This is a genomic window from Streptomyces sp. NPDC018031 (assembly GCF_044327625.1).
Lineage (GTDB): Bacteria > Actinomycetota > Actinomycetes > Streptomycetales > Streptomycetaceae > Streptomyces.
Genome location: NZ_JBIRFT010000020.1, coordinates 35,047 through 57,995, shown reverse-complemented (window position 1 = coordinate 57,995; position 22,949 = coordinate 35,047). Strand labels below are relative to the sequence as shown.

At 75.9% G+C, this 22,949-nt stretch carries 20 protein-coding genes; 10 read left to right on the top strand and 10 right to left on the bottom strand.

The genetic code is table 11. The features are described from left to right. Positions 1-107 precede the first annotated feature (107 nt). Genes ACH4B3_RS29950 through ACH4B3_RS29940 form a run of 3 tightly spaced genes read left to right on the top strand, consistent with a single transcriptional unit; the run spans position 108 to position 2,754 of the window. Complete coding sequence (locus ACH4B3_RS29950) at positions 108-1,346, top strand: sensor histidine kinase (protein ID WP_398468116.1); 1,239 nt, start codon at positions 108-110, stop codon at positions 1,344-1,346. Then, the gene (locus ACH4B3_RS29945; RefSeq protein ID WP_398468114.1) at positions 1,343-2,023 is read left to right on the top strand and encodes a response regulator; all 681 of its coding nucleotides are present in this window, start codon (positions 1,343-1,345) and stop codon (positions 2,021-2,023) included. Before ACH4B3_RS29950 ends, ACH4B3_RS29945 begins: the two co-directional genes overlap by 4 nt. After that, positions 2,020-2,754 carry a leucine-rich repeat domain-containing protein gene (locus tag ACH4B3_RS29940; RefSeq protein ID WP_398468112.1) on the top strand — a complete coding sequence of 245 codons (735 nt, stop codon included), beginning with the start codon at positions 2,020-2,022 and terminating at the stop codon, positions 2,752-2,754. Before ACH4B3_RS29945 ends, ACH4B3_RS29940 begins: the two co-directional genes overlap by 4 nt. 169 nt (positions 2,755-2,923) lie before the next feature. On the opposite strand, the gene ACH4B3_RS29935 is transcribed toward ACH4B3_RS29940, so the two are convergent. After that, positions 2,924-3,163: a DUF397 domain-containing protein gene (locus ACH4B3_RS29935; protein ID WP_398468111.1), complete on the bottom strand. Its 240-nt coding sequence runs from the start codon at positions 3,161-3,163 to the stop codon at positions 2,924-2,926. A gap of 237 nt (positions 3,164-3,400) precedes the next feature. On the opposite strand from ACH4B3_RS29935, the gene ACH4B3_RS29930 reads away from it, so the two are divergent. Then, the gene (locus ACH4B3_RS29930; protein WP_398468109.1) at positions 3,401-3,766 is read left to right on the top strand and encodes a hypothetical protein; all 366 of its coding nucleotides are present in this window, start codon (positions 3,401-3,403) and stop codon (positions 3,764-3,766) included. Positions 3,767-3,821: 55 nt separating this feature from the next. Here ACH4B3_RS29930 and ACH4B3_RS29925 read toward each other — a convergent pair whose 3' ends face one another. The 5 genes from ACH4B3_RS29925 to ACH4B3_RS29905 form a co-directional block, all read right to left on the bottom strand. After that, positions 3,822-4,454, bottom strand: coding sequence for a chorismate mutase (locus ACH4B3_RS29925; RefSeq protein ID WP_398468107.1), 633 nt, complete (start codon positions 4,452-4,454; stop codon positions 3,822-3,824). 155 nt (positions 4,455-4,609) lie between these two features. Then, the gene (locus ACH4B3_RS29920) at positions 4,610-5,308 is read right to left on the bottom strand and encodes an alpha/beta fold hydrolase (RefSeq protein ID WP_398468105.1); all 699 of its coding nucleotides are present in this window, start codon (positions 5,306-5,308) and stop codon (positions 4,610-4,612) included. Positions 5,309-5,544: 236 nt separating this feature from the next. Continuing rightward, complete coding sequence (locus ACH4B3_RS29915; protein WP_398468103.1) at positions 5,545-7,125, bottom strand: phytoene desaturase family protein; 1,581 nt, start codon at positions 7,123-7,125, stop codon at positions 5,545-5,547. A 164-nt stretch (positions 7,126-7,289) separates the two neighbouring features. Next, positions 7,290-9,524 carry a tetratricopeptide repeat protein gene (locus tag ACH4B3_RS29910; RefSeq protein ID WP_398468101.1) on the bottom strand — a complete coding sequence of 745 codons (2,235 nt, stop codon included), beginning with the start codon at positions 9,522-9,524 and terminating at the stop codon, positions 7,290-7,292. Positions 9,525-9,873: 349 nt separating this feature from the next. Continuing rightward, positions 9,874-10,374: a pyridoxamine 5'-phosphate oxidase family protein gene (locus tag ACH4B3_RS29905; RefSeq protein WP_398468099.1), complete on the bottom strand. Its 501-nt coding sequence runs from the start codon at positions 10,372-10,374 to the stop codon at positions 9,874-9,876. A gap of 636 nt (positions 10,375-11,010) precedes the next feature. Here ACH4B3_RS29905 and dhaK point away from each other — a divergent pair. From dhaK to ACH4B3_RS29890, 3 genes are all read left to right on the top strand, one after another. Beyond that, a complete protein-coding gene (gene dhaK / locus ACH4B3_RS29900; protein ID WP_398468097.1) occupies positions 11,011-12,003 on the top strand; it encodes a dihydroxyacetone kinase subunit DhaK in 993 nt (330 codons plus the stop codon). Positions 12,004-12,043: 40 nt separating this feature from the next. Beyond that, on the top strand, positions 12,044-12,670 hold the full coding sequence (dhaL, locus tag ACH4B3_RS29895) for a dihydroxyacetone kinase subunit DhaL (RefSeq protein WP_398468095.1): 627 nt from the start codon (positions 12,044-12,046) through the stop codon (positions 12,668-12,670). A 90-nt stretch (positions 12,671-12,760) separates the two neighbouring features. Next, positions 12,761-13,183 carry a PTS-dependent dihydroxyacetone kinase phosphotransferase subunit DhaM gene (locus tag ACH4B3_RS29890; protein WP_398468093.1) on the top strand — a complete coding sequence of 141 codons (423 nt, stop codon included), beginning with the start codon at positions 12,761-12,763 and terminating at the stop codon, positions 13,181-13,183. Positions 13,184-13,204: 21 nt separating this feature from the next. On the opposite strand, the gene ACH4B3_RS29885 is transcribed toward ACH4B3_RS29890, so the two are convergent. Continuing rightward, positions 13,205-13,663 (bottom strand): DUF5709 domain-containing protein, encoded by a 459-nt coding sequence (locus ACH4B3_RS29885; RefSeq protein WP_398468092.1) that lies wholly within the window; start codon positions 13,661-13,663, stop codon positions 13,205-13,207. Positions 13,664-13,810: 147 nt separating this feature from the next. Between ACH4B3_RS29885 and ACH4B3_RS29880 the strand changes: the two genes are divergently transcribed. From ACH4B3_RS29880 to ACH4B3_RS29870, 3 genes are all read left to right on the top strand, one after another. Beyond that, entirely contained in the window at positions 13,811-14,284 is a 474-nt protein-coding gene (locus tag ACH4B3_RS29880; protein ID WP_398468091.1) for an NUDIX domain-containing protein, read from the top strand. A gap of 75 nt (positions 14,285-14,359) precedes the next feature. Beyond that, a complete protein-coding gene (locus tag ACH4B3_RS29875) occupies positions 14,360-16,207 on the top strand; it encodes an FUSC family protein (protein WP_398468089.1) in 1,848 nt (615 codons plus the stop codon). Between the two features lie 34 nt (positions 16,208-16,241). Beyond that, a complete protein-coding gene (locus ACH4B3_RS29870; protein WP_398468087.1) occupies positions 16,242-16,748 on the top strand; it encodes a MarR family winged helix-turn-helix transcriptional regulator in 507 nt (168 codons plus the stop codon). A 242-nt stretch (positions 16,749-16,990) separates the two neighbouring features. Here ACH4B3_RS29870 and ACH4B3_RS29865 read toward each other — a convergent pair whose 3' ends face one another. From ACH4B3_RS29865 to ACH4B3_RS29855, 3 genes are all read right to left on the bottom strand, one after another. Continuing rightward, positions 16,991-17,983, bottom strand: a complete 993-nt coding sequence (locus ACH4B3_RS29865; protein ID WP_398468194.1) for a S1 family peptidase — start codon at positions 17,981-17,983, stop codon at positions 16,991-16,993. A gap of 400 nt (positions 17,984-18,383) precedes the next feature. Then, positions 18,384-20,603, bottom strand: a complete 2,220-nt coding sequence (locus ACH4B3_RS29860) for an NADP-dependent isocitrate dehydrogenase (protein ID WP_398468086.1) — start codon at positions 20,601-20,603, stop codon at positions 18,384-18,386. Positions 20,604-20,806: 203 nt separating this feature from the next. Beyond that, positions 20,807-22,882: a SpoIIE family protein phosphatase gene (locus tag ACH4B3_RS29855; protein WP_398468084.1), complete on the bottom strand. Its 2,076-nt coding sequence runs from the start codon at positions 22,880-22,882 to the stop codon at positions 20,807-20,809. Positions 22,883-22,949 lie beyond the last annotated feature (67 nt).

Below are 22,949 nucleotides of genomic sequence, written 5' to 3'. Positions count from 1 at the left end.
GGGCACGTCGTCGGACCGCGGCGGACAATCCCGGCCGCGCGGGTCACCCAGGGGTGTACGACCCCGGTCCGATGCCCGGCGCGGATCGGCTGGTTACGATGCGGCCCATGGCTGCCGCACCGTCCGCCCCGCCGCCTGCGAGGGCGTTTCCCCTGCTCCCCCGCCCGTGGTGGCGGATGCCGCCGGGGTGGTTGGCGGCGCTGTCCTGGTGTGCGGGCGCGGCGTTCACGTTCCTCATCCGCACCCGGCTGCCCGGCGAGAGCCAGGCGGCCGTGAACGCGGGGGTCCTCTTCTACCGCTGGGACGGCCTGGCGACGCTCACGGTGGCCACCGCCATGGCGCTGAGCGGCTGCGGTCTGCTGGCCCGCCGGCCGCTGGCGGCCATCGGCCTGCTGCTCGCCGGTGCCGCGACCGCGTCGATAGCGCTGAGCGTGGGCGAGATCCCGATGGCGCAGTTCCTGGCGGTCGACGTCGCGCTCTACCTCATCGCCGCAACCCGGCCGCGCAGGACCGGGATCACCGCCCTGGCCATGGCGCTCGGCGTCCTCGCCGGCTACCTCGCCACCCGCCTGCTGTGCGGGTGGGAGGTGGGCACCTCGGCGGAGCTGGCAGTGGCGTTGACGGCCGTCATCGCCTGGCTGATCGGCAGTTCGGCGCGCGAGGCCCGGGAGCACGCCCGGCAGGTGCGCGAACAGGCCGCGGTGCAGGCCGTGACCGCCGAACGACTGAGGATCGCCCGCGAGTTGCACGACATGGTCGCGCACACCATCGGCATCGTCGCCCTCCAGGCGGGCGCGGCGCGGCGGGTCATCGACACCCAGCCGGCCCGGGCGCGGGAGGCGCTCGGCGCGGTGGAGGAGGCGGGCCGGGAGACGCTGGCCGGGCTGCGGCGGATGCTGGGCGCGCTCCGCCAGACCGAGCACGGCACCGGGCCGGAGCCGGGGTCGCTCGCCCCGGCGGCGGGGCTGGCCGATGTCGACCGGCTGGCCGCGGCGGCGACCGCGGCCGGGGTCCGGGTCGACGTGCGGTGGCGGGGGCGGCGCCCGCTGCCCCCGGAGATCGAGCTGTCGGCGTTCCGGATCGTCCAGGAGTCGGTCACCAACGTGGTGCGGCACGCGGGCACCGGCTCCTGCCGGGTCTCCATCGACTGCGGGGCGGAGGTCCTGGCCATCGAGGTCGTCGACGGCGGGCGCGGCGGCTCCGGCGTCCCGTCCGGCGGCGGCTACGGCCTCGCCGGGATGCGGGAGCGGGTCGGCCTGCTGCGCGGCGAGTTCTCCGCCGGGCCGCGGCCCGGGGGCGGCTTCCGGGTCGCGGCCCTGCTGCCCGTGCCGGCGGCCGTGCGATGACCGTCCGGGTGCTGCTCGCCGACGACCAGCCGCTGATCCGCACCGCGTTGCAGATGGTGGTCACTGACACGCCCGACCTCCGGGTCGTCGGCGAGGCCGGGACGGGGTCCGAAGCCGTCCGGCTGACCCGGGAGACCGAGCCGGACGTGGTGGTGATGGACATCCGGATGCCCGGCATGGACGGCATCGAGGCCACCCGGCTGATCACCGCCGGGCCGGGCACCGCACGGGTCGTGGTCCTCACCACGTTCGACGAGGACGACCACGTCTACGGCGCCCTGCGCGCGGGCGCGTCCGGCTTCCTGGTCAAGGACATGGCGCTGGACGACATCCTGGCCGCGATCCGGGTCGTCGCCGCCGGGGACGCGCTGATCGCGCCGAGCGTCACCCGGCGCCTGATCGCGGAGTTCGCCGGCCGCCCCGAGCCCGCCGCGGGGCGGCCCGCGGAGGCGTCCGCCGCCGGGCGGGGGGCGATCGAGGGCCTCACCGCCCGCGAGCGCGAGGTGCTGACCCTGGTCGGGAGCGGGCTGTCCAACCCGGAGATCGCCGCCCGACTGGTGATCAGCGTGGCCACCGTCAAGACGTACGTGACCCGGCTGCTCGCGAAGCTCGGCGCCCGCGACCGGGTGCAGCTGGTCATCATCGCCTACGAGGCCGGACTGGTGGGGCCGCGATGAGCGCCGGACCGCGGTCCGGCACGGTCGACCTGTGGAAGGCCGGGCTGAGCGACGTGCCGCCGGAGGTGTGGCACCGCACCGACCTGCGGGTGCTGATCCTCGCGGACAACCGGCTCACCGGACTGCCGGCCGCGATCGGCGGGCTGACCCGGCTGCACACCCTGGACCTGGGCCACAACCGGCTGACCCGGCTTCCCGGGGAGATCGGCGAGCTGACCGGCCTGAGCCGGTTCCTGTACCTGCACGACAACCTGCTCACCGAACTCCCGGCCGCCCTCGGCCGGCTGACCCGGCTCGGCTACCTCAACGTGGGTGAGAACCGCCTGGTCCGGCTGCCGGCGGAGATCGGCGGCATGACCGGGCTGGTCGAGTTCCGCGCGCAGCACAACGCGCTGGCCCGGCTGCCCGGTACCATCGGGCGGCTCACCGGGCTGCGGGAGCTGTGGCTGCGGGGCAACCGGCTGACCGGGCTTCCGGCTTCGGTGGCCGCGCTGCGGGAGCTGCGCGAGCTGGAGCTGCGGGAGAACGCCCTGGAGACCGTTCCCGAGGCGCTGCGCGCCCTGCCCCGGCTGCGCCGGATCGATCTGCGGGGCAACCGGCTGCGGGAACTCCCAGACTGGCTCGGCACGTTGCCGGCGCTGGAGAAGCTCGACCTGCGCTGGATGGGCTTCGACCTCGGGCACGAGGGGCTGCGCGGGCTGCGGGAGCGCGGCTGCGTCGTCCTCACCTGACGCCCCCGGGGCGGCTTCGGGTATCCGCGCGCCGCGGGTCCGCGCACCGGCGGGCGGCGGCACCGGCGGGCCCGCGAGCGGTGCGGCGGCCGGCCGTGCCCGCCGCCGCGAGCGGCCCGGGCCGGGCCCGCTCCCGCCGCCGGGCACCTCGCCGGTGAGCGCCGGGTGCTCAGGTCAGGTCGAACTCGCCGTCCCGGGCGCCGAGCACGAAGGCGCGCCATTCGGCCGGAGTGAAGATCAGAGCCGGGCCCTCGGGGTTGCGGCCGTCCCGCATCGCGATGTACCCCTCGACGAAGGCGATCTCGACATCGCCCGCCCCCTGGCTGCTCGACCGCCACTGCGCGTCGGTCAGATCGAGGTCCGGCTTCTTGCCGCCGTTCAGCCGCTGTTCGGTGGTGGTGTCGGCCACGTCGTCAGCTCCTCCCTGGTCGTCGTCCGCGCCCCACCCTAGCGATCTGCGGGCGGCGCGCACAGGGCGCCGCAACGCACCCGGCCGGTGTGGTATGAGCCCCCGGCGGGAGGGCCGGCCGGGCCGTGGCACCCGCCAGCTCACCGGTTCGCGCACGCGTCCCCGGTCGCGCACGTCGCTCCGCCGGCGGCCACCGGTATCCGCCGGTATCCGCCGGTCCGCCGTTACCCTCGCACCATGGTCGAATCCCTCCGGAGACGCCCCCGGGCCACCCGAATAGCCGTCGCGATCGCCGTGGTCGCCGCACTGCCCTTCCTCGTCCCCGTCACCATCGAGAGCGAGGAGTTCACCAACGGGGAGCTCACCTCCTACAGCTATCTCGACCTCACCGCCCTGGTCGGCGGACTCGTCGCCGTCGGGTACGCGTTCCGGGCCCGCTCCGCCGCCCGGGTCGACGGTGAACTCACCGCGAAGGTCAAGGCGTTGCTCGCCGTGCTGGTGCTGGTGGGGGTCTTCCAGGTGGTCCGCGGCAGCGGGGTGGTGCCCCATCTGACCGACTGCTCCGCCGAGTACAGCCTCGATCTGTGCCGCCCGGCGGAGTGACCCCGGGCCACCGGTGACCGTGACCGGCGCCGGGCCGCCCACCGGGGCACCCGGGTCAGCCGGCCGTCCGTTCGCACACCGACGGCAGCGCGCGGGCCAGCGCGCCGGTGTGCAGCGCGTCGAGCCGCCGGTCGTGCGCGACCCGGGCGGCTCCGGCCGTCAGCAGGCCGGCGCAGAAGCGGCCGGCGCGGGCTCCGGCGGTGTCCGCCACGGTCAGGACCAGCGCGCGGTCGAGGCGGTTGATCTCCTCGCGCACCCGGGCCAGATCGGGGCGCTCGGCGGGGGCGCTCGCCGGGTCGGCGGTCCACCGGGCGAACAGGCCGCGCTGCACGCTCTTGTTGGCCTCGATCTGGTCGCGGAAGATCCGCACCGTCAGCCGGGGGTCGGCACCGACCGCCACGGCCTGCCGCGCCACCTCCGCCAGCACCTGCCGTTCCCGGACCGGGTCGTCGACGGGGCTGCCGGTGCCCCACTTGGCGGCGGCCACCAGATCGGCGGTGAGCAGCCGGCGGGCCGACAGGTCGGCGAACGGCAGCAGTTCGCGGTACGGGTGCGCGGCGGCGCCGGACGGCGCCGGCTCCGGGGCGGGCGCCGCGACCGCCGCGGAGGTGCCGAGCAGCGCGGCGGCCGCGGTGAGGGTCAGCGCTCGGCGCAGCGGGCGGGTGAGCCGCCCGGACGGGTTCGGCACGGATGTCGTCCTCCCTGGACCTCGGTGGCGGGCGTCGGCGCCGAGGCGCCTGCCCGGGGCAGGCTGCCCGGCGACGGGACCGGCCATGCCGCGGGCCGGGGCGGCCGGGACCGACCGGTCATGCCGCGCCCCGCTGCCCCGCGCGTCCGCGGCGGTCACCGCGGCGGGTCGAGGAACTCCCGTACCGCGGCGAGGAACTCCTCGGGCCGCCGCTCGTGCACCAGGTGGCCGGCGTCGATGGTGATCAGCCGGCCGTCGGGGACCCGGGCCGCCAGCTCGGCCACCTCGGGCTGGGCGATGTGGCTCGCCGGTCCGCCGGCGATCACCAGCGTCGGGGCGGTGACGGCCGCCAGGTCCTCGGCCCACCGCGGGTCGGGGGCGTTGCGGGCCTCGGTGAACCGGGTCTTCACCCCCCAGTCGAGGGTGAGCGGGCCCTCGGGGGGCTCGGGCACCGCCAGCGGCGGGTCCTGGGGCAGCAGCACCGGCGCGTCCTCCACCACCAGTTTCGTCACCAGAGCCGGGCGGGCCTGGGCGACGAGGTAGGCGATCACCCCGCCGTAGGAGTGGCCGATGAGCACGGTCCGGTCCAGACCGAGCGCCTCGGCGAAGCCGATGACATCGTCCCGTACCCGCTCCGGCGCGTACTCCCCCGGCCGGTCGCTCGCCCCGTGGCCGCGCAGGTCGAGCGCGATGACCTGACGCCCGGTCGCCAGCGCCGGCGCGACGGCCGCCCAGTCGGCACCGTCGGCGCCCAGGCAGTGCAGCAGCAGGACGGGGGTGCCGCCGCCTGCGGTGCCCCAGGTCCGGTAGGCCAGTCGCACCCCGTCGACCCGGACGGCCGCAAGATCACTCATATGGGTGAGGCTACCGGACGGCCGACGCGGAGCCTCGGTCCCGCGCCCTGCCCCCGGCCACGACGCGACGCGCCGGCGGGCCGGAGTCCGGGGGCCGACCCGCGCGGGCGGGGTGCGGGGCACGTTCCGGGGGGCGAGGTGCCGGGCCGGTGCTCCGCGGGCGGAGCGCGGGGCCGGGTTCCGGGGGCGTCCGCGGGCGACCACCGGCCCCGGGTTTCGGGAGCGTCCGCGGGCGGCTACCGGCCGAGGACCGCCATCGCCGCGTTGTGGCCGGGGACGCCGCTGACGCCGCCGCCGCGCACCGCGCCCGACCCGCACAGCAGCACGTTGGCGTGCTCGGTCGCCACGCCCCAGCGGCGGGCGGCGGCGCTGCCGTCCGTCTCCCCCGCGTCGTCGTCCGCGTACGGGAAGGCGAGGTCGCCGTGGAAGATGTTGCCGCCCGGCAGCCACAGCTCCCGTTCCAGGTCCACCGGGGTCTTGGCCTCGACGCACGGCCGGCCGTCGGCGTCCGTCGCCAGGCAGTCCGCGATCGGCTCGGCGAGCTGGGCGTCGAGCTGGGCGAGGGTGGCGGCCAGCGCCGCCGCCCGGGTCCGCTCGTTGTCCGCGGTGAACAGCCGGGCGGGGGTGTGCAGTCCGAACAGGGTGAGGGTGTGGGTCCCGGCGCGGGCCGGTTCCGGGCCGAGGATGGAGGGGTCGGTCAGCGAGTGGCAGTACACCTCCGACGGCGGCGCGGACGGCAGGTGGCCCGCCGCCGCCTGCCGGTACGCCGTCGCCAACTGGCCGTACCCCTCCGCCACGTGGAAGGTCCCGGCGAACGCCTCGCGCGGCTCGACGTCCGGGTCCCGCAGCCGGGGCAGCCGGCGCAGCACCATGTTCACCTTGAGCTGGGCGCCTTCGGGCGGCGCCGGCGGCGTCCGGCCGAGCAGTGCGGCGAGCCCGGACGGAGAGGCGTTCACCAGCACGTGGCGGGCGGCGGCCAGCCGCTCCCCGCCGGCGTCCCGGTAGGTCACCTCCGCCGTCCTGCCGTCGGTGGCGATCGCCGTCACGGTGCGGCCGGTGGCGATCCGGGCGCCGGCCGAACGGGCCGCCCCGGCCAGCGCGTCGGTGAGCGCGCCCATGCCGCCGACCGGCACGTCCCAGTCGCCGGTTCCGCCGCCGATCACGTGGTAGAGGAAGCAGCGGTTCTGCCGCAGGGTCGGGTCGTGGGCGTGGCTGAAGGTCCCGATCAGCGCGTCGGTGAGGACCACCCCGCGCACCAGGTCGTCCGCGAACGCCGACTCCACCGCCACCCCCAGCGGCTCCTCGAACAGCGCCCGCCAGGCCGCGTCGTCGGCGATCCGGGCACGGAGCGCGGACCGGGTCGGCAGGGGTTCGGTGAGGGTGGGGAAGACCCGCTCCGCCACCCGGCCGGTCATCGCGTGGAACCGCTGCCAGGCGTCGAACTCCCGGTCCGAACCGGTGAGCCGGGCGAACGCCTCCCGGGTGCGGTGCCCGCCGGAGCGCTCCACCAGCAGCCCGGTGGGCCGCCCCGCGCGGACCGTCGGGGTGTACGAGGACACCGCGCGTCCGCGGAGCGCGAAGCGCAGCCCGAGGTCGCCGAGGATCTTCGGCGGCATCAGGCTGACCAGGTAGGAGTAGCGCGACAGACGCACGTCGACGCCGGGGAACGGGCGGCTGGAGACGGCCGCGCCGCCGGTGTGGTCCAGCCGCTCCAGCACCAGCACACTGCGCCCCGCCCGGGCCAGGTAGGCGGCGGCGACCAGTCCGTTGTGGCCGCCGCCGACGACGACCGCGTCATAGCTCTCGCTCGGTGGCATGGGCCCTGGTTAGCACGCCGGCCGGGGCGCGGGGAAGCAGGCGCGGGGCGCCGGCCGGTGGCGGAGGCGGCGGGCCGCGGCGGGCCCGGGGCGGCGGGAGCGGGAGCGGGGGCGGCGGCGGGGGCGGGGCCGGAACCGCCGGATCGCGGCGGAACGCCCGGGCGTCACGGCCGCGGGACCACCGTTCCGCCGTTCAGCTCCGCCGCCCGGCGGTAGACCTCCGCCGCCTCCTCCCGCCGCCCCAGCTGGTCCAGGCACTGCGCCTCGTCGGTGCGGCTGGTGATGGCGTCCGGGTGGCCGGCCCCCAGCACCCGTTCCCGGGCCCGGGCCACCTCCTGGTAGACCGTCAGCGCGTCGGCCCAGCGGCCGAGCCAGCTCAGCCCCACCGCGATCTCACGCCGGCTCATCAGGGTGTCCGGATGGTCCGGACCGAGGGCGCGTTCCCGCGCCGCGCAGACCTCCCGGGCCTCGGCGAGGGCTTCCGTCCAGCGGCCGAGCCTGCCCAGGTTGACGCCCAGCCCGTGCCGGGCGCGGAGCGTCTCGGGGTGGTCCGGCCCCTGGGCCCGGGCCCGGTCGCCGACCAGGTCCCGGTAGAGCGCCAGCGCTCCGGCGCTGTCGCCGAGCCGTCCCAGGCTGATGCCCACCTCGTAGCGGGCGGCGAGGGTGTCGGGGTGGTCCGGGCCGAGTTCCCGGGCGCGCGCCTCGGCCACCTCGCGGTAGCCCCGCAGCGCCTCCTCCCAGCGGTCCAGCCGTCCGAGCACATGCGCCACCTCGTACCGGGTGACCAGGGTGTCCGGGTGGCGCGGGCCGAGCACCCGGGCCCGGGCCCGGGCCACCGCCCCGGCCATCGCGTAGGAGTCCTCCAGCCGCCCCAGCCGGGCGAGGGTGAAGGCCAGGTTGTGCCGGCAGCGCAGGGTCTCCGGGTGCTCGGTGCCCATGGTCCGCTCCCGGACGGCGAGCACGGCGGTGTAGACCTCCCGGGCGGTGTCGTGGCGCCCCAGCTCGCCGAGGACGAACGCGGTCTCCTGGCGGGCGGCGAGGGCGTCGGGGTGTTCGGTGCCCAGCACCCGCTCCCGGCCGTCGGCGACCCACCGGTACTCGTGCAGCGCGTCCTCGTGCCGGCCGGCCCGGCTGAGCACGTAGGCGACCTCGTACCGGCTGGCCAGGGTGTCGGGGTGGTCCGGTCCCAGCGTCCGTGCGCGTTCGGCGGCCACCGAGCCGTGCACGCCGAGGGCTTCCTCCCAGCGGCCCAGCCGGGCCAGTTCGAGCCCGGTGCCGTGCCGCCGCGCGAGGTCGCCGGGCGGCGCCGCCGCGGCGCCCGCGGGGACGAAGGTGTCGGTCCAGACTCCGGTGAGCCCGTCGGCGGGGGCGGCGGGCGGGCCGGCCGGGCCGTCGCCGTGCGCGGCGCCGACCTTGCGGCCGGTGGTCATGGACCGCGCCCAGCCGGGCAGCGGCTCCGGTCCCGGCGGCTCCACCGCGGGGCCGGCCGGGGTGCCGGTCCCGCCGTCGCCGGTGGCCGGAGCGGGGCCGCGCCGGACCTCGGCGGTGCGCCAGGCGTCGATCAGCCGCGGCAGGTCGGCGGCGTCCTGAGGTCGCCGGCCGGGCTCCTTGGCCAGCAGCCGCACGATGATCTCCTCGATCGGCGCGGGCAGTTCGGGGCGGTGCCGGCGCGGTGGCACCAGTGGGGTGTCCCGGTGCCCGACGATGATGGACCAGGTGTCCCCGAGGTCGAACGGCGGTGCCCCGGTGGCGAGTTCGTACAGCACGCAGCCCAGTGAGTAGAGGTCGCTGCGGTGGTCGATGGCGGCGCCCTCGATCTGCTCCGGCGACATGTAGTGCGGGGTGCCCATCGCCATGCCGCTGCCGGGGCCGGTGAGCCGGGCGGTGAACCCGATGTCGTGCCCGAGCCGGGCGATGCCGAAATCGCAGATCTTCACGGCGCCGTCGGTGAGCCGCATGATGTTGGCCGGTTTGAGGTCGCGGTGCACGATGCCCTGCCCGTGGGTGTAGGCCAGGGCCGCCGCCACCTGGTCGGCGATGTCCACCACATCGGGCACCGGCAGCGGTTCCGCCTTGCGGTCCGCCAGCAGCTGGCTGAGGTTGTGGCCGTCCAGCAGCTCCATGACGAGGAAGAGGACGCCGTCGTCCTCGCCGAAGTCGTGCACCACGGTGACCCCGCGGTGCTGGAGCGACGCGGCGACCCTGGCCTCGCGGCGGAACCGCTCCCGCAGTATCCGCATGAAGGACGAATCGCGCTGCGGGCCCAGCGGTTTGAAGCACTTGACGGCGACCCGGCGGCCGAGCGACTCGTCGCGCGCCCGCCACACCTCGCCCATGCCCCCGCGCCCGATCAGGTCGAGCAGCCGGTACCGGCCCTGGATCAGCCTGGTCTCAGCCATTCTTCGCCGCCGCCCCCGTTCCTTGCCCTCCCATCGCAGCACCACGTCCGACCGGCCCGCGCGCCACCGGCCCGGTCCGACGCCCGTCGTCGTCACCGGACCCGGGCCGCGCCGTTCTCCGCGTACCGGTCGTGCTCGCCCCGCGTCCAGTATGGCGGCCGATCGGCGCGGGGTGGGAGACGACGGGCCGGTGGCGGGTCGGGAAGACCGGCCGGGGCGCCGTCCGGCGGGCGGTGTGCGCCCGCGGCGCCCCCCGTGCCGCGCCGGGCTGCGGCCTCCGCGGCGCCGCGCCCGGAGCGCGCCCGGGGGCCGCACGGTGGGCCGCCGCCGGCCGGGGCGCCGGGCGTGGTCAGCCGACCACGCGCGGCGCGCTGTCGTCGGTGCCGCGCCGCACGGTGCGCACCGGCCCGCCCGGCCGCCATGCCTGGATCACCAGATCGGGGTCGTCCACGGTGGTCCGCACCACCTCCGTGACCTCGACGCGGAAGAGGTGGAACGGCTCCGGCTGCCCGATCTCCCCGGCGTACCGGGTGACCGCGGCCGGGTCGGTCACCTCCACGGCTCGCCCGCTCACCCGCACGTCACCGCCGTCCATCCCCTCGTCCGGCCCGGGGTTGGCCTGGAGCGCGAACCGGGGGTCGCGGTGCAGGTCCCGTGCCTTGCGGGAGCCCGGCATCATGCCCAGCCACAGCTCCCCGTCGCGGAAGTCCGCCTCGATGCCGGTGACGCGGGGTGAGCCGTCCGACCGGAGCGTGGCGAGGACGTGGTGGCGGTACCGGGCGAAGCGCTCCTCGACGGTGCGGGCGAGCGCGGGTTCGGCGGTGCGGAAGTCGTTCCAATGGGTCGTCATGGCGCCATCCTCGGCGGGATACCCGACATCTTCTGTCGTGAATGATCCTCCTGGGCGCATCCGGCCGCGCGCCGGCCGCCGGGCCGCCCGGCGGGCGCGGACGACCGACGGCGGGTGTCGGGCGGTGGGGCGGGGCCGGGCGGCCGGCGGACGTGCGGCGGACGGCAGGCGACGGACGGCGAGGCGGACGGCGGACGGCGGACAGGACCGGCGGCGGACGGCGGGGCCGACGGCGGACAGCGGGGCGGACAGCAGACGGCGGGCGTGCGGGCGGCGGGCGCGGACGACCGACAGCCAGCGACGGGCGGCGGACAGCGGGCGGCGGACAGCGGGGCAGACAGCAGGCGGCGGACAGCAGGCGGCAGGCGAATGGCGGACAGCGGTCGGCGGGCCGCACACCGGAACCGGCGGCGCGCGCCCGGCCCGCGCCGGGCCGCCGGCGAGCGGCCGCGGCGATCCGGTCGGCGGCCTCGGCGGGGCGGACCCGGGCACCCGGTCGACGGCCCGCGGCCGGGCCGCGGGGCACCCGGGAGCGTCGCTGCACGTGACCGCCGCCCCCGGAGCGCCGATACTGCCGGAAGGGGGCCGCTTCGCCCGCCACCCGCAGGACACACGACCGGCGGCCAGGAGGTAGTCATGAGGATGCTGATCAACGTGCCGGAGAAGGTCGTCGCCGACGCCCTGCGGGGCATGGCCGCGGCCCACCCGGAGCTGACCGTGGACGTCGAGAACCGGGTGGTGGTCCGGCGGGACGCGCCGGTCGCCGGGAAGGTCGGGCTGGTCTCCGGCGGCGGCTCGGGGCACGAGCCGCTGCACGGCGGGTTCGTGGGCCGCGGCATGCTGGACGCCGCGTGTCCGGGTGAGGTGTTCACCTCACCGGTACCGGACCAGATGGCCCGGGCGGCGGCCGCGGTGGACAGCGGCCAGGGCGTGCTGTTCGTCGTGAAGAACTACACCGGTGACGTGCTCAACTTCGACATGGCCGCCGAACTGGCCGAGGACGAGGGGGTCCAGATCGCCAAGGTGCTGGTCAACGACGATGTGGCGGTGACCGACAGCCTGTACACGGCGGGCCGGCGCGGCACCGGCGGCACGCTGTTCGTGGAGAAGATCGCGGGCGCCGCGGCCGAGGAGGGCGCGCCGCTGGACCGGGTGGCGGCCCTGGCACGGCAGGTGAACGAGTCTTCCCGGAGCTTCGGGGTGGCACTGAGCGCCTGCACCACCCCGGCCAAGGGCGGGCCCACCTTCGACCTGCCGCCCGGCGAGCTGGAGCTGGGCATCGGCATCCACGGCGAGCCCGGCCGGGAGCGCCGGCCGATGATGACCTCGGGCGAGATCGCCGATGTCGCGGTGGACGCGGTGCTGGACGACCTGCGGCCGGACAGTCCGGTGCTGCTGCTGGTCAACGGCATGGGCGCCACCCCGCTGCTGGAGCTGTACGGCTTCGGCGCGGAGGTCCACCGGGTGCTCGGGGAGCGCGGGGTGCCGGTGGTGCGCACCCTCGTCGGCAACTACGTCACCTCGCTGGACATGGCCGGCGCGTCGGTCACCGTGTGCGAGGCGGACGAGGAGCTGGTGCGGTTGTGGGACGCCCCGGTGGCGACCCCGGGGCTGCGCTGGGGATGCTGATCCGGTGCCGGGCCGCGCCACCGCCAGGACAGGAGGATTCGTGACCGACAGTGACGACGCCGGGGAGCCGGGCTACGACGCCGCCTTCGTCCGGCGCTGGCTCATCCGGACCGCGGACGTGGTGGAGCTGGAGGCCGGCCACCTCACCGAGCTGGACTCCCCGATCGGCGACGCCGACCACGGCAGCAACCTGCAGCGCGGCTTCCGGGCGGTGCGCGCGGCCCTGGACCAGGGGCCGCCGGACACACCGGGCGGCGTGCTCGTGCTGGCCGGGCGCCAGCTGATCTCCACGGTGGGCGGCGCCTCCGGTCCGCTGTACGGCACGCTGCTGCGGCGCGCCGGGAAGGCGCTGGGCGACGCGGAGCGGGTCGGCACCGGGGAGCTGCAGGACGCACTGCGCGCCGGAGTGGCCGCGGTGGCCCAGCTGGGCGGGGCCGCGGTGGGTGACAAGACGATGCTGGACGCGCTGGTCCCGGCGGTGGAGGCACTGGGCGACTCGCCCGCCGCGGCACGGGAGGCGGCCGAGCGGGGCGCGCTGGGGACCGTGCCGCTCCAGGCGCGGAAGGGACGGGCCAGCTACCTGGGCGAGCGCAGCATCGGGCACCAGGACCCCGGTGCCGCCTCCTCGGCCCTGCTGATCGCGGCCCTGGCGGAGACCGCGGCGTGACAACGGGCGGTGCCGCGGTGCGACCGGGCGGTTCGGCAGAGCCGCGGGACGCACCGGGCGGGCACCGGTGACACCGGACGGAGGCGCGTGATGAGTGGAGCGGGCACGGGAGAGCGGCGGGTGGGCGTGGTGCTGGTCTCGCACAGTGCGGCGGTGGCGGAGTCCGTCGCCGCGCTGGCGGCCGGCCTCGCGGGCGCGCCGGCGGACCTCCCGGTGGCCGCGGCGGGCGGGACCGCCGACGGCGGGGTGGGCACCAGTGCGGAACGGGTGGCCGAGGCGGCGCGCGGTGTCGACCGCGGCGCCGGCGTGGCGCTCCTCACCGACCTGGGCAGCGCGGTGCTGACCGTGAAGACGCTGCTGGCCGAGGGGGACGAACTGCCTCCGGGCGCCCGGCTGGTGGACGCGCCGTTCCTGGAGGGCGCGGTGGCCGCGGTGGTCACCGCCTCCACCGGCGCCGGCCTGGAGGCGGTGGTGGAGGCGGCCGAGGCGGCGTACGGCTACCGGAAGGTCTGAGGGGTCCGCTCCGGGTGCCCGTCAGCCCAGCTCGGCCTCGGGCACGATGTGCACGGCGGCCTCCTCGGCCGAGGCGGCGGCGCCGTCGATGCCCACGTCGCGGCCGATCAGGTCCTTCTCGGTGTCGCTGTGCGCGCCTTCGTCGGGGGCGACCAGGCGTCCGGCCCGCGCCGCGCCGACCTCGCCGTCCAGCGGCTCGCCGTCGCCGTACGGCTGGTCGCCGATACCGTCGCCCTCCGGTGGCCGGACTTCCGGGAGCTCGTCGGCCAGCCGCCGCTCCAGGGACCGCCCGGTGTGCTGCTCGGACGCCGTCGTGCCCCAGCTCTCCACCGCCAGCGGGCGCTCGGGGGGTGAATACCCCTCGTCGAAGGCGGATTCCAGGCCCCGGTCGACGAGGGTGTCCTCCGGTTCCAGGAGTCCTGCGTCGTCCTGCACCTCGGAGCCGTCCGGCTGGTAGACCTCGTCGCCCATTTCGCTCATGGCACTGTCCTTGCCTTGCTTCGCCTCGTTTCCCGGCTGGCCCCGACGCCCGGACTGCTTCCACGACTCACCACCAGTATCCACCCCGGACCGGCAGAAAACCCCTCGCCGGTGCGGCGGCGTCCGACGCGCGGCACACTCGGCCCTGTGACGGGCAAGCACAGCGCCGGGCTGCTGGTCTTCCGGCACGGGGACGGCACCGGCCCCGAGGTCCTGCTGGGGCACATGGGCGGCCCCTTCTGGTCCCGGAAGGACGCCCGGGCCTGGACGATCCCGAAGGGCGAGTACCAGCCGGGCGAGGAGGACCCGCAGGCCGCCGCCCGGCGGGAGTTCACGGAGGAACTGGGCCTGCCGCCGCCTCCGGGACCGCTGCTCCCGCTGGGCTCGGTACGGCAGTCCGGGGGCAAGCGGGTGACCGCCTGGGCGGTCGAGGGTGACCTGGACCCCGGGGCGGTGGTGCCCGGCACGTTCACGATGGAGTGGCCCCCGAGGTCGGGGCGGCAGGAGAGCTTCCCGGAGGTGGACCGGGTCGCCTGGTGGCGGCCCGGGGACGCCCGGGAGCGGATCGTGGCCGGACAGCGGGTGTTCCTGGACCGTCTGCTGGAGCTCCTCGGGGAGTGACCGCGGGAGCGGTAGGTGGCACTCCTGGCACTCCGACCAATCCTTTACGAGTAAAACACCTGTTAATCTTCTGGCATGCCGAACAAGCCCCAGGACACCTCCGGGCGGCCGGGCGGACCCCTCCGGCTGCCCGGGCTCCGCGGCACCGTGCGACTCACCCGGGCCGTGGACGGCTGGCACAAGCCCGCCCTCAGCGCGGCGGCAGCCCTCGCCGTCCCGCACGTCACCCTGCTCGCCCTGGACCGCCTGGACCTGGCCCTGTACACCTCCGCCGGGGCGATGTGCGCGCTCTACGGGCACGGGCTGCCGTACGCCGCCCGTGCCCGCGCCCTGCTGTGGGTGGTGCTCGGCATGGTCGCCGGCCTCGGAGTGGCGCTGACGGCCACCGCCACCACCGGCTCCGCCCCCGTCCTGGTGCTGCTCGCCGCCCTGCTGGCCGCGGTGCACAAGGCGGTGTGCGACGCGACCCGGATCGGCCCGCCGGGCGGCCTGATCCTCACCTTCATCGCCGCGTCCGCCTGCTTCGTCCCCCAGCGCCTGCCGGAGGTGCCCGGCCATCTGCTGCTCGCGTCGGCCTGCGGCGCGCTGGCCTGGCTGGTCTGCATGGCCCCGGCGGTGGTGCGCCCGCACGGCCCGGAGCGCATCGCCACGGCCCGGGCGCTGGAGGCGGCGGCCGGGCTGCTGCGCGCGGCCCCGGCCGACCTGCCGCGGGCCCGGCACGCCACCGCCGCCGCCGTGAACGCCGCCTGGCACACCCTGCGGCCGGCCGCCCGGCGGGCCCCCGGGCGGCGCACCGCCGCGGACCACCGCGCGGGGCTGGAACGGCTGCTGGTCCGGGCGGAGTCCGCGCTGGCCGGGGAGGCCGCCGACCCGGCCGCGGAGGCCCTGCGGTACGCCGGGTGGGCCCGGGACCTGCGCACGGGCAGGCCGCTGCCGCGGACCCCGGTCACCGACGCGCAGGCCGCGGAACTCGCCGGGATCGCGATCGAGCGGGCCGGAGGCGGCCGGCCCGCCGCCGGCCCGCGGCGACCGGCCGGGAGCCGCCGGCTGCTCCGCTCGCTGGGCCCCGGTTCGCCCCTGCTGCCGGTCGCGGCGCGGGTGGCGGCGAGCTGCGCCCTGGCGGGCTGGGTCTCGCTCGCGGCCGGGGTCGGACGCCCGTACTGGGCGGTGGTCACCGCGGCGTCGATCCACCAGGCCAACACCAGCCTCTCCTGGCAGCGGGCCGTCCAGCGCACCCTCGGCAACCTGCTGGGGCTGGTGCTCTTCACCGCGCTGCTGCCGGTGATCCGCACCGGTCATCTCGCGATGGTGCTGCTCGCGCTGGCGTTCCAGATCGGCGCCGAGGCGCTGATCGGCCGCAACTACTGGCTAGGCAGCGTGTGCGTCACCCCGATGGCGCTGCTGCTCACCGAGTTCGCCGGCAGCCGGCCGGCCGGCGAGCTGATCGGCGCCCGCTGGATCGACACCCTGGTCGGCGCCGGCCTGGGGATGCTGGTCTGCTGCGCGGTCACCAACCGGCGGGCCACCGACCGCGTCGGCACCGCCCTGCGGCAGGCGGACCGGGCGATGGCCGAGGCCCGGCGGTCCCTGGCCACCCGGCACGGCCCCGACGGCCCGGACGGCCGTCGGTCCCGCCCCGCGGGCGCCGGCCCGCACACCCGACCGGCCGCCGGCCCGGGCGCGGCCACCGCCACGCTCCCCACCCCGGCGGCGGGTCCGGCGACCTCCGGGGACCCGGTGCGCGACCGGTTGCGGGCGGCGCTGGTGGAGTTGCGGGAGGCGGTCGAGGTGGCCTCCGGTGAGTGGTGGCAACCTGCGGGTACACAGGAACGGGCGGCCACCGCCGAGCGGGAGGGCCACCGGCTGCTCGCCGAGCTGGTCCGGCGGCGGCCCGGCGGCCGGTGGACGGCAGAATTGGGCTGAGCCCGGGCCGGGACATCGGCGAGAGGAGACCCAGGTGGCCGAGGACATCGTCGCCCGCGTACTGCGGCAGTGGCAGCAGGTCCATCCCGGACTGGACACCGAGCCGATGGGGGTCATCGGCCGGCTCAACCGCTGCGCCGCGCTCCTCCAGCAGGCCGCCGACGCCCCCTTGGTGCAGGAGGGGCTGACCCGGCCGGAGTTCGACATCCTCGGGACCCTGCGGCGCACCGGCCGCGAGCTGACCCCGGGACAGCTCGCCCGGGAGACCTTCGCCTCGGGCGCGGCGGTCACCAAGCGGCTGCGCACCCTGGAGGGCCGGGGCCTGGTCGAGCGCCGCCCGGACACCCGGGACCGCAGGGTGTCCCACCTGTCGCTGACCGACCCGGGGCGGGAACTGATCGACCGGCTGCTGCCGCGTCAGCTGGGTTACGAGTCCAGCCTGCTGGCGGGCCTGGACGAGGGGCGCCGGACAAACCTCGCGGAGCAGCTGTCCGAGCTGCTGGTCCTGCTGGAGGGCAGGCTCGGCGGCCTCCAGCTCTGACGGCCGGACCGCGCGGCGGGCGGGCGCGGCGCGGGCCACCGGTGGCGGCCCGCGGCACCCGGGCCCGGAGCGGAACCGGCCGCCGGCCGGACGGACGGTGAGGTCGGCCGGGCCGGCGGCCGGGGAGGCGTCCCGGTCCGGTGCGGGCACCCGGTGCGGGGGCGGCCCCGGGCGGGGGCGGCGCGGTGCCGCGGGCGTCCGGTGGCGGTGAGCCGCGCCATTGGACGGCACCGCGCTGCGGCTCAGCCGATCTCGGAACCGGTCGCCTGCAGGGCCTCGGTGAGCGGCTGGTAGAAGGTCTCGCCGCCGGAGGTGCAGTCGCCGCTGCCGCCAGAGGTCAGACCCAGCCCGGTGTCACCCGCGAAGAGCGGGCCGCCGCTGTCCCCGGGCTCGGCGCAGACGGTGGTCCGGATCAGGCCCTCCACCGTGCCCTCCTCGTAGTTGACGGTGGCGTTCAGCGCGGTGACCACGCCGCCGTGCACCTGGGTGGTGCTGCCGCTGCGCTGCACCTGCTGGCCCACGATCGCCTCACCGGCCCGGCTGATCGCCTGGGTGCCGCCGCCGTACAGGTTGACCGCGCTGGGGTGGTCGATGGCGGCGGTGTACTCCGCGAGGCCGTAGTCGTCACCGGGGAAGCTGCCGGCCTCGGTCCGGGCGACCTCCGAGCCGCCGCGGACGTCGGACCAGATCTGCACCAGGTTGGTGCAGTGACCGGCCGTCAGGAAGTGCGGTTCGCCGTCCTGGAGCACGTTGAAGCCGAGCGAGCAGCGGGCCGTGTCGCCCCAGATGGCGTCCCCGCCGGCGATCAGCGGACGCAGCGTGCCCGTGGTCTTGCGGACCGCGGCGCGGCCGCCGAGCGAGGACACCACCGTGTTGAGCCGTGTCATGTCGGCGGCCTTGACGGTGCTGTCGGCGGTGACGACGACCCGGTTGCTCCTGGGGTCCATCGCCCAGGCGGTGCCCGGGATCGCGGCCTGGTCCTTCAGGGTCGCGCGGGCTTCGTCGAGGGAGGCGAGCGAGTGCCGGACGACCCTGGGCCGGCCGCCGGCCTCCCGGACCCGCTCCGCGGCGTCGTCGTTCATCACGTTGACCACCAGGGCCCGGCCCTCGGCGTCGTAGTAGGACCCGGCCATGTCGGCACCGAGATCGGAGTTGATGGTGGTGGCCAGCTGCCCGGCCGCGACGGCCGTCATCGGTTCGGGGGCGGCGCCGGGAGCGGCGGTGGCGCTCGGCAGGGCGAGCGCGGCGGTGGTCAGCGCCACCACCCCGGCACCGGCGATGACCGCACCACGCGTCCGTAGACTTCTGCGCTTCAACTCAAACCTCCAGTGGGGGGACAGGCCTGGCGGTGGATCGGGGACGACTCGGAGGAGACAGAGCGCGTGCGCCGCGGGCCACCCGACCCGAGTCACAAACCATGCGAAATACACCCATATCAGATGTCTGTCGCCGATCTCCGCCGTGACTCGCGGTCACCCCGGACCGACCACCTGGCGGCGCTGCACCCGGGCCCGGCGCGGGCCCGGCCGGGCCCGCGCGCGGGGCGGGCCGGCGCCGCGGCCAGGCCGGCCGGAGAAAGGGGACCGCCCCGGCGGACGGAGGTCTGCCGGGGCGGTCGGGGTGGGGCGGAAGGCGTCAGGCGAGGGTCGCGATCGCCTGGTTGAACGTCGCCGACGGACGCATGACGGCCGCGGCCTTGGCCGGGTCGGGCTGGTAGTAGCCGCCGATGTCGGCCGGCGAACCCTGCACCGCGATCAGCTCGTCGACGATGGTCTTCTCCTGCTCGGTCAGCGTCTTGGCCAGCGGCCCGAACGCCTCGGCGAGCTGCGCGTCCCCGGTCTGCTTCGCCAGCTCCTGCGCCCAGTACAGGGCGAGGTAGAAGTGGCTGCCGCGGTTGTCGATGCCACCGAGGCGGCGGCTCGGCGACTTGTCCTCGTTGAGGAACGTCGCGGTGGCACGGTCGAGGGTGTCGGCCAGGATCTGGGCGCGCGCGTTGCCCGTGGTCTGCGCGAGGTGCTCGAAGCTGACCGCCAGGGCGAGGAACTCGCCGAGGCTGTCCCAGCGCAGGTAGTTCTCCTTGACCAGCTGCTGGACGTGCTTGGGCGCGGAACCGCCGGCACCGGTCTCGAACAGGCCGCCGCCGTTCATGAGCGGCACGACCGACAGCATCTTGGCGCTGGTGCCCAGCTCCAGGATCGGGAACAGGTCGGTCAGGTAGTCACGCAGGACGTTGCCGGTGACCGAGATGGCGTTCAGGCCCTGGCGGATGCGGTCGAGCGAGAACGCGATCGCGTCCACCGGGGACTTGATCTCGATCTGCAGGCCCTCGGTGTCGTGCTCGGGCAGGTAGGCCTTGACCTTCTCGATGAGGTTCGCGTCGTGGGCGCGGTTCTCGTCGAGCCAGAACACCGCCGGGTCCCCGGTCGCGCGGGCGCGGGTGACGGCGAGCTTCACCCAGTCCTTGATCGGCGCGTCCTTGGTCTGGCACATGCGGAAGATGTCGCCGGCGCTCACCACCTGCTCCAGCACGACGTTCCCGGCGCCGTCGACGACCCGCACGGTACCGGTGGTCCCGATCTCGAAGGTCTTGTCGTGGCTGCCGTACTCCTCGGCCTTCTGCGCCATCAGGCCGACGTTGGGCACCGAACCCATGGTCGCCGGGTCGAAGGCGCCGTTGGCGCGGCAGTCGTCGATGACGACCTGGTAGATGCCGGCGTAGCTGCTGTCGGGGAGCACCGCGAGGGTGTCCGCCTCCTGGCCGTCCGGGCCCCACATGTGGCCGGAGGTACGGATCATGGCCGGCATGGAGGCGTCGACGATGACGTCGCTGGGCACGTGCAGGTTGGTGATGCCGCGGTCGGAGTCGACCATCGCCAGCTCGGGGCCCTCGGCGAGCTCGGCGTCGAAGGACGCCTTGATCGCGGCGCCCTCGGGCAGCGACTCCAGGCCCTTGAAGATGCCGCCGAGACCGTCGTTCGGGGTCAGGCCGGCCTTGGCGAGCACCTCGCCGTACTCGGCGAACGTCTTCGGGAAGAAGGCGCGTACCACGTGACCGAAGATGATCGGGTCGGAGACCTTCATCATCGTGGCCTTCAGGTGCACGGAGAACAGCACGCCCTCCGCCTTGGCGCGGGCGACCTGCCGGGTCAGGAACTCACGGAGCGCCGCCACGCGCATCACGGACGCGTCCACGACCTCGCCCGCGAGCACCGGCACCGACTCGCGCAGCACGGTGGTGGAGCCGTCGTCACCCTTGAGCTCGATGCGCAGCGCGCCGTCCGCGGCGACGACCGCGGACTTCTCGGTGGAGCGGAAGTCGTCGACGCCCATGGTGGCGACGTTCGTCTTCGAGTCGGAGGTCCACGCGCCCATGCGGTGCGGGTGCGTCTTGGCGTAGTTCTTCACCGAGGCGGGGGCGCGGCGGTCGGAGTTGCCCTCGCGCAGCACCGGGTTCACGGCGCTGCCCTTGACCTTGTCGTAACGGGCGCGGATGTCCCGCTCCTCGTCGGTCTTCGGGTCGTCCGGGTAGTCCGGCAGCGCGTAGCCCTGCTGCTGCAGCTCGGCGATCGCGGCCTTCAGCTGCGGGATGGACGCCGAGATGTTGGGCAGCTTGATGATGTTGGCCGCCGGGGTCTTGGCCTGCTCACCGAGCTCGGCCAGCGCGTCGTCGATGCGCCGGCCCTCCTCCAGGTACTCGGGGAAACCGGCGATGATCCGCCCGGCGAGGGAGATGTCACGGGTCTCCACAGTGACCCCGGCCGTCGAGGCGTACGCCTGGACCACGGGCAGGAACGAGTACGTCGCCAGGGCCGGGGCCTCGTCAGTGTGGGTGTAGATGATGGTCGAGTCAGTCACCGGGTGCTCCGCTCCACGTCTGTAACATTGCTCGACATCAAGATATCTCGTGATCGACCCCTGTTCGACAGGGACCCTGCAGCTGTGCCCGCCGTCACCCGGGCCGGTCGGGCCCGGCCCGGCGCCCCGGCCGCCCGGCTCGTCCGGCGGCGCCCCGCCGGGCGCCCCCCGGCCGCCCGCCGCGGCCGGTCACCGGGCCGCGCTCAGCAGGGGCTCGCGATGAGCAGCGCCACGTCGTCGTGGTCCTCCGGGTGGCGCAGCGCCCGCAGCAGCCGGTCGCAGGTGGCCTCCAGGGACGGGTCCGGGACGTGCAGCAGCGACAGCAGCAGCTCGAGCCGGCTGTCGATGTCCTCGTGCCGGCTCTCGACCAGCCCGTCGGTGTAGAGCACCAGCCGGTCGCCGGGGTCGAGGGGCACGGTGACCGCCTGGTAGGGCGTGGCGCCGACGCCCAGCGGCGCGCCGGTGGGCAGGTCGATCAGGCGCGGGGTGCCGTCGCCGCGGATGACCACCGGCGGCAGGTGGCCGGCCGTGGCCATCCGGCACTGCCGGCGCTTCGGGTCGTACACGGCGTACAGGCAGGTGGCGATGTACGGGTCGAAACCGGAGGTGATCTCGTCCAGGTGGGTGAGGACGTCGACCGGATCGAGTCCGAGCTTGGTCAGGGTCTGGGTGGCGGTGCGCAGCCGTCCCATCGTGGTGGCCGCGTTGATCCCGCTGCCCATGACGTCCCCGACGACCAGCGCGGTCGCCTCGTCGTGCAGGTGGATGACGTCGAACCAGTCGCCGCCGACCTCGCTGCCCGCGCCGGCCGGCTGGTAGCGGGAGGCGACCTTCAGCCACGGCTGGCTGGGCGGCGGCTGGGGCAGCATGCTGCGCTGGAGGGTCAGGGCCACGTCGCGCTGCCGCCGGTACCAGCGGGCGTTGTCGATGCAGACGGCGGCGCGGGCCGCCAGCTCGGAGGCGAGCAGCACGTCGTCGGGGCTGAACGGGTGCGGGGTGCGGGCGCGCTTCAGGTCCAGCGCGCCGAGCACCTCGCCGCGGGCGATCAGCGGCACCGCCAGGTAGGAGTGCACCCCGGCCTCGGCGAGCAGCGCGGCGGCCTCGCCGTCGCGGGCGATGGCCGTCAGGTCCTCCCGGGTGACCCGGGGCACCGTGACCGGCCGGCCGGTGTTGACGCACCGGGTGACGAGCCGGTCCGCGGCGTAGCGGGCCTGCTCCCCCGGCCGGTCGGCCGCCTCCACCGCGACGGTGGGGTAGGCGGAGGCCACCGCCAGGGCGCGGAAGGTGGCCGGACCGTCGGCCGGCACCCGGCTGGGCCTGCCGTTCAGGACGGCGTCGAGCACATCGACGGCGGCCACGTCCGCCAGCTCCGGCACGGCCACCTCGGCCAGCTCGTGGGCGGTCTGCTCCAGGTCCAGGGTGGTGCCGATGCGCACCGAGGCGTCGGCGACCACCGCCAGCCGGTGGCGTGCCTGCTCGGCCTGGGCGGCGGCGCGGTGCCGGTCGGTGACGTCGATGACGGAGGCGGCCAGGCCCAGGACCCGGCCGTCGGCCGACTCCAGCCGGTACAGCGACACCGACCAGGCGTGGTCGTGGTCGGGGTCGGCGGGTGTCCGGCCCACCATCTCGCGGTCCACCACGGGCACGCCGGTGGCCAGCACCTCCCGCATCATCCTCTCGATGTCCACGGTGTCCACGCTCGGCAGCACCTCACCGACCCGGTGGCCCAGGTGCTGCTCGGCGGTGAGGCCGTCCAGCTCGACCAGCGCGGGGTTGACGGAGGCGTACCGCAGCTCGGTGTCCAGCACCGCGACGCCGATCGGGGACTGCTGCACCAGTTGGACGGAGAGCGCCAGGTCGCGCTCCACCCTGCGCAGTTTCGCCTGGTCGGAGGCGAGTCCCAGGGCGTAGTGGTCGCCGAGGTCGTCCTGCAACCGCATGTTGCGGAACTCCAGCAGCCGGGTGCCGCCGTCCTTGTGCCGCACCGGGAAGGCGCCCGCCCAGCTCTCGCCGGTCCGCATCACCTTCTCGAACAGCTTCAGCACCATGGCGAGGTGCCTGTCGTCCACCATCAGCCGGGCCGCGTACTGGCCCAGCGCCTCGGCGGCGCTGTAACCGAACAACTGCTCCGCCTGGGGGCTCCACAGGACGATCCGCCCGTCCACGTCGAGCACGATCGCGGCCACCCCCAGCACGTCCAGCAGCCCGCCCGGCGGGGAGGAGCCCTGCTCCGTGCCGCCTGCCGGGCCAGGGCCGGCCGGCATACCGGTCTCGCCCATCCAGCCGCTCCTTCCGCCGCGGCTTCCATCGTCTCTCGCCCGGCCTCCGCGCCGCAGCTCAGACCGG

What these genes read in the sequence shown, in the direction of transcription:
- ACH4B3_RS29950 (WP_398468116.1), top strand. Translation starts at nt 108, where the DNA reads ATGGCTGCCGCACCGTCCGCCCCGCCGCCTGCGAGGGCGTTTCCCCTG.
- ACH4B3_RS29945 (WP_398468114.1), top strand. Translation starts at nt 1,343, where the DNA reads ATGACCGTCCGGGTGCTGCTCGCCGACGACCAGCCGCTGATCCGCACC.
- ACH4B3_RS29940 (WP_398468112.1), top strand. Translation starts at nt 2,020, where the DNA reads ATGAGCGCCGGACCGCGGTCCGGCACGGTCGACCTGTGGAAGGCCGGG.
- ACH4B3_RS29930 (WP_398468109.1), top strand. Translation starts at nt 3,401, where the DNA reads ATGGTCGAATCCCTCCGGAGACGCCCCCGGGCCACCCGAATAGCCGTC.
- ACH4B3_RS29920 (WP_398468105.1), bottom strand. Translation starts at nt 5,308, where the DNA reads ATGAGTGATCTTGCGGCCGTCCGGGTCGACGGGGTGCGACTGGCCTAC.
- ACH4B3_RS29915 (WP_398468103.1), bottom strand. Translation starts at nt 7,125, where the DNA reads ATGCCACCGAGCGAGAGCTATGACGCGGTCGTCGTCGGCGGCGGCCAC.
- ACH4B3_RS29910 (WP_398468101.1), bottom strand. Translation starts at nt 9,524, where the DNA reads ATGGCTGAGACCAGGCTGATCCAGGGCCGGTACCGGCTGCTCGACCTG.
- ACH4B3_RS29905 (WP_398468099.1), bottom strand. Translation starts at nt 10,374, where the DNA reads ATGACGACCCATTGGAACGACTTCCGCACCGCCGAACCCGCGCTCGCC.
- dhaK (WP_398468097.1), top strand. Translation starts at nt 11,011, where the DNA reads ATGAGGATGCTGATCAACGTGCCGGAGAAGGTCGTCGCCGACGCCCTG.
- ACH4B3_RS29890 (WP_398468093.1), top strand. Translation starts at nt 12,761, where the DNA reads ATGAGTGGAGCGGGCACGGGAGAGCGGCGGGTGGGCGTGGTGCTGGTC.
- ACH4B3_RS29885 (WP_398468092.1), bottom strand. Translation starts at nt 13,663, where the DNA reads ATGAGCGAAATGGGCGACGAGGTCTACCAGCCGGACGGCTCCGAGGTG.
- ACH4B3_RS29875 (WP_398468089.1), top strand. Translation starts at nt 14,360, where the DNA reads ATGCCGAACAAGCCCCAGGACACCTCCGGGCGGCCGGGCGGACCCCTC.
- ACH4B3_RS29855 (WP_398468084.1), bottom strand. Translation starts at nt 22,882, where the DNA reads ATGGGCGAGACCGGTATGCCGGCCGGCCCTGGCCCGGCAGGCGGCACG.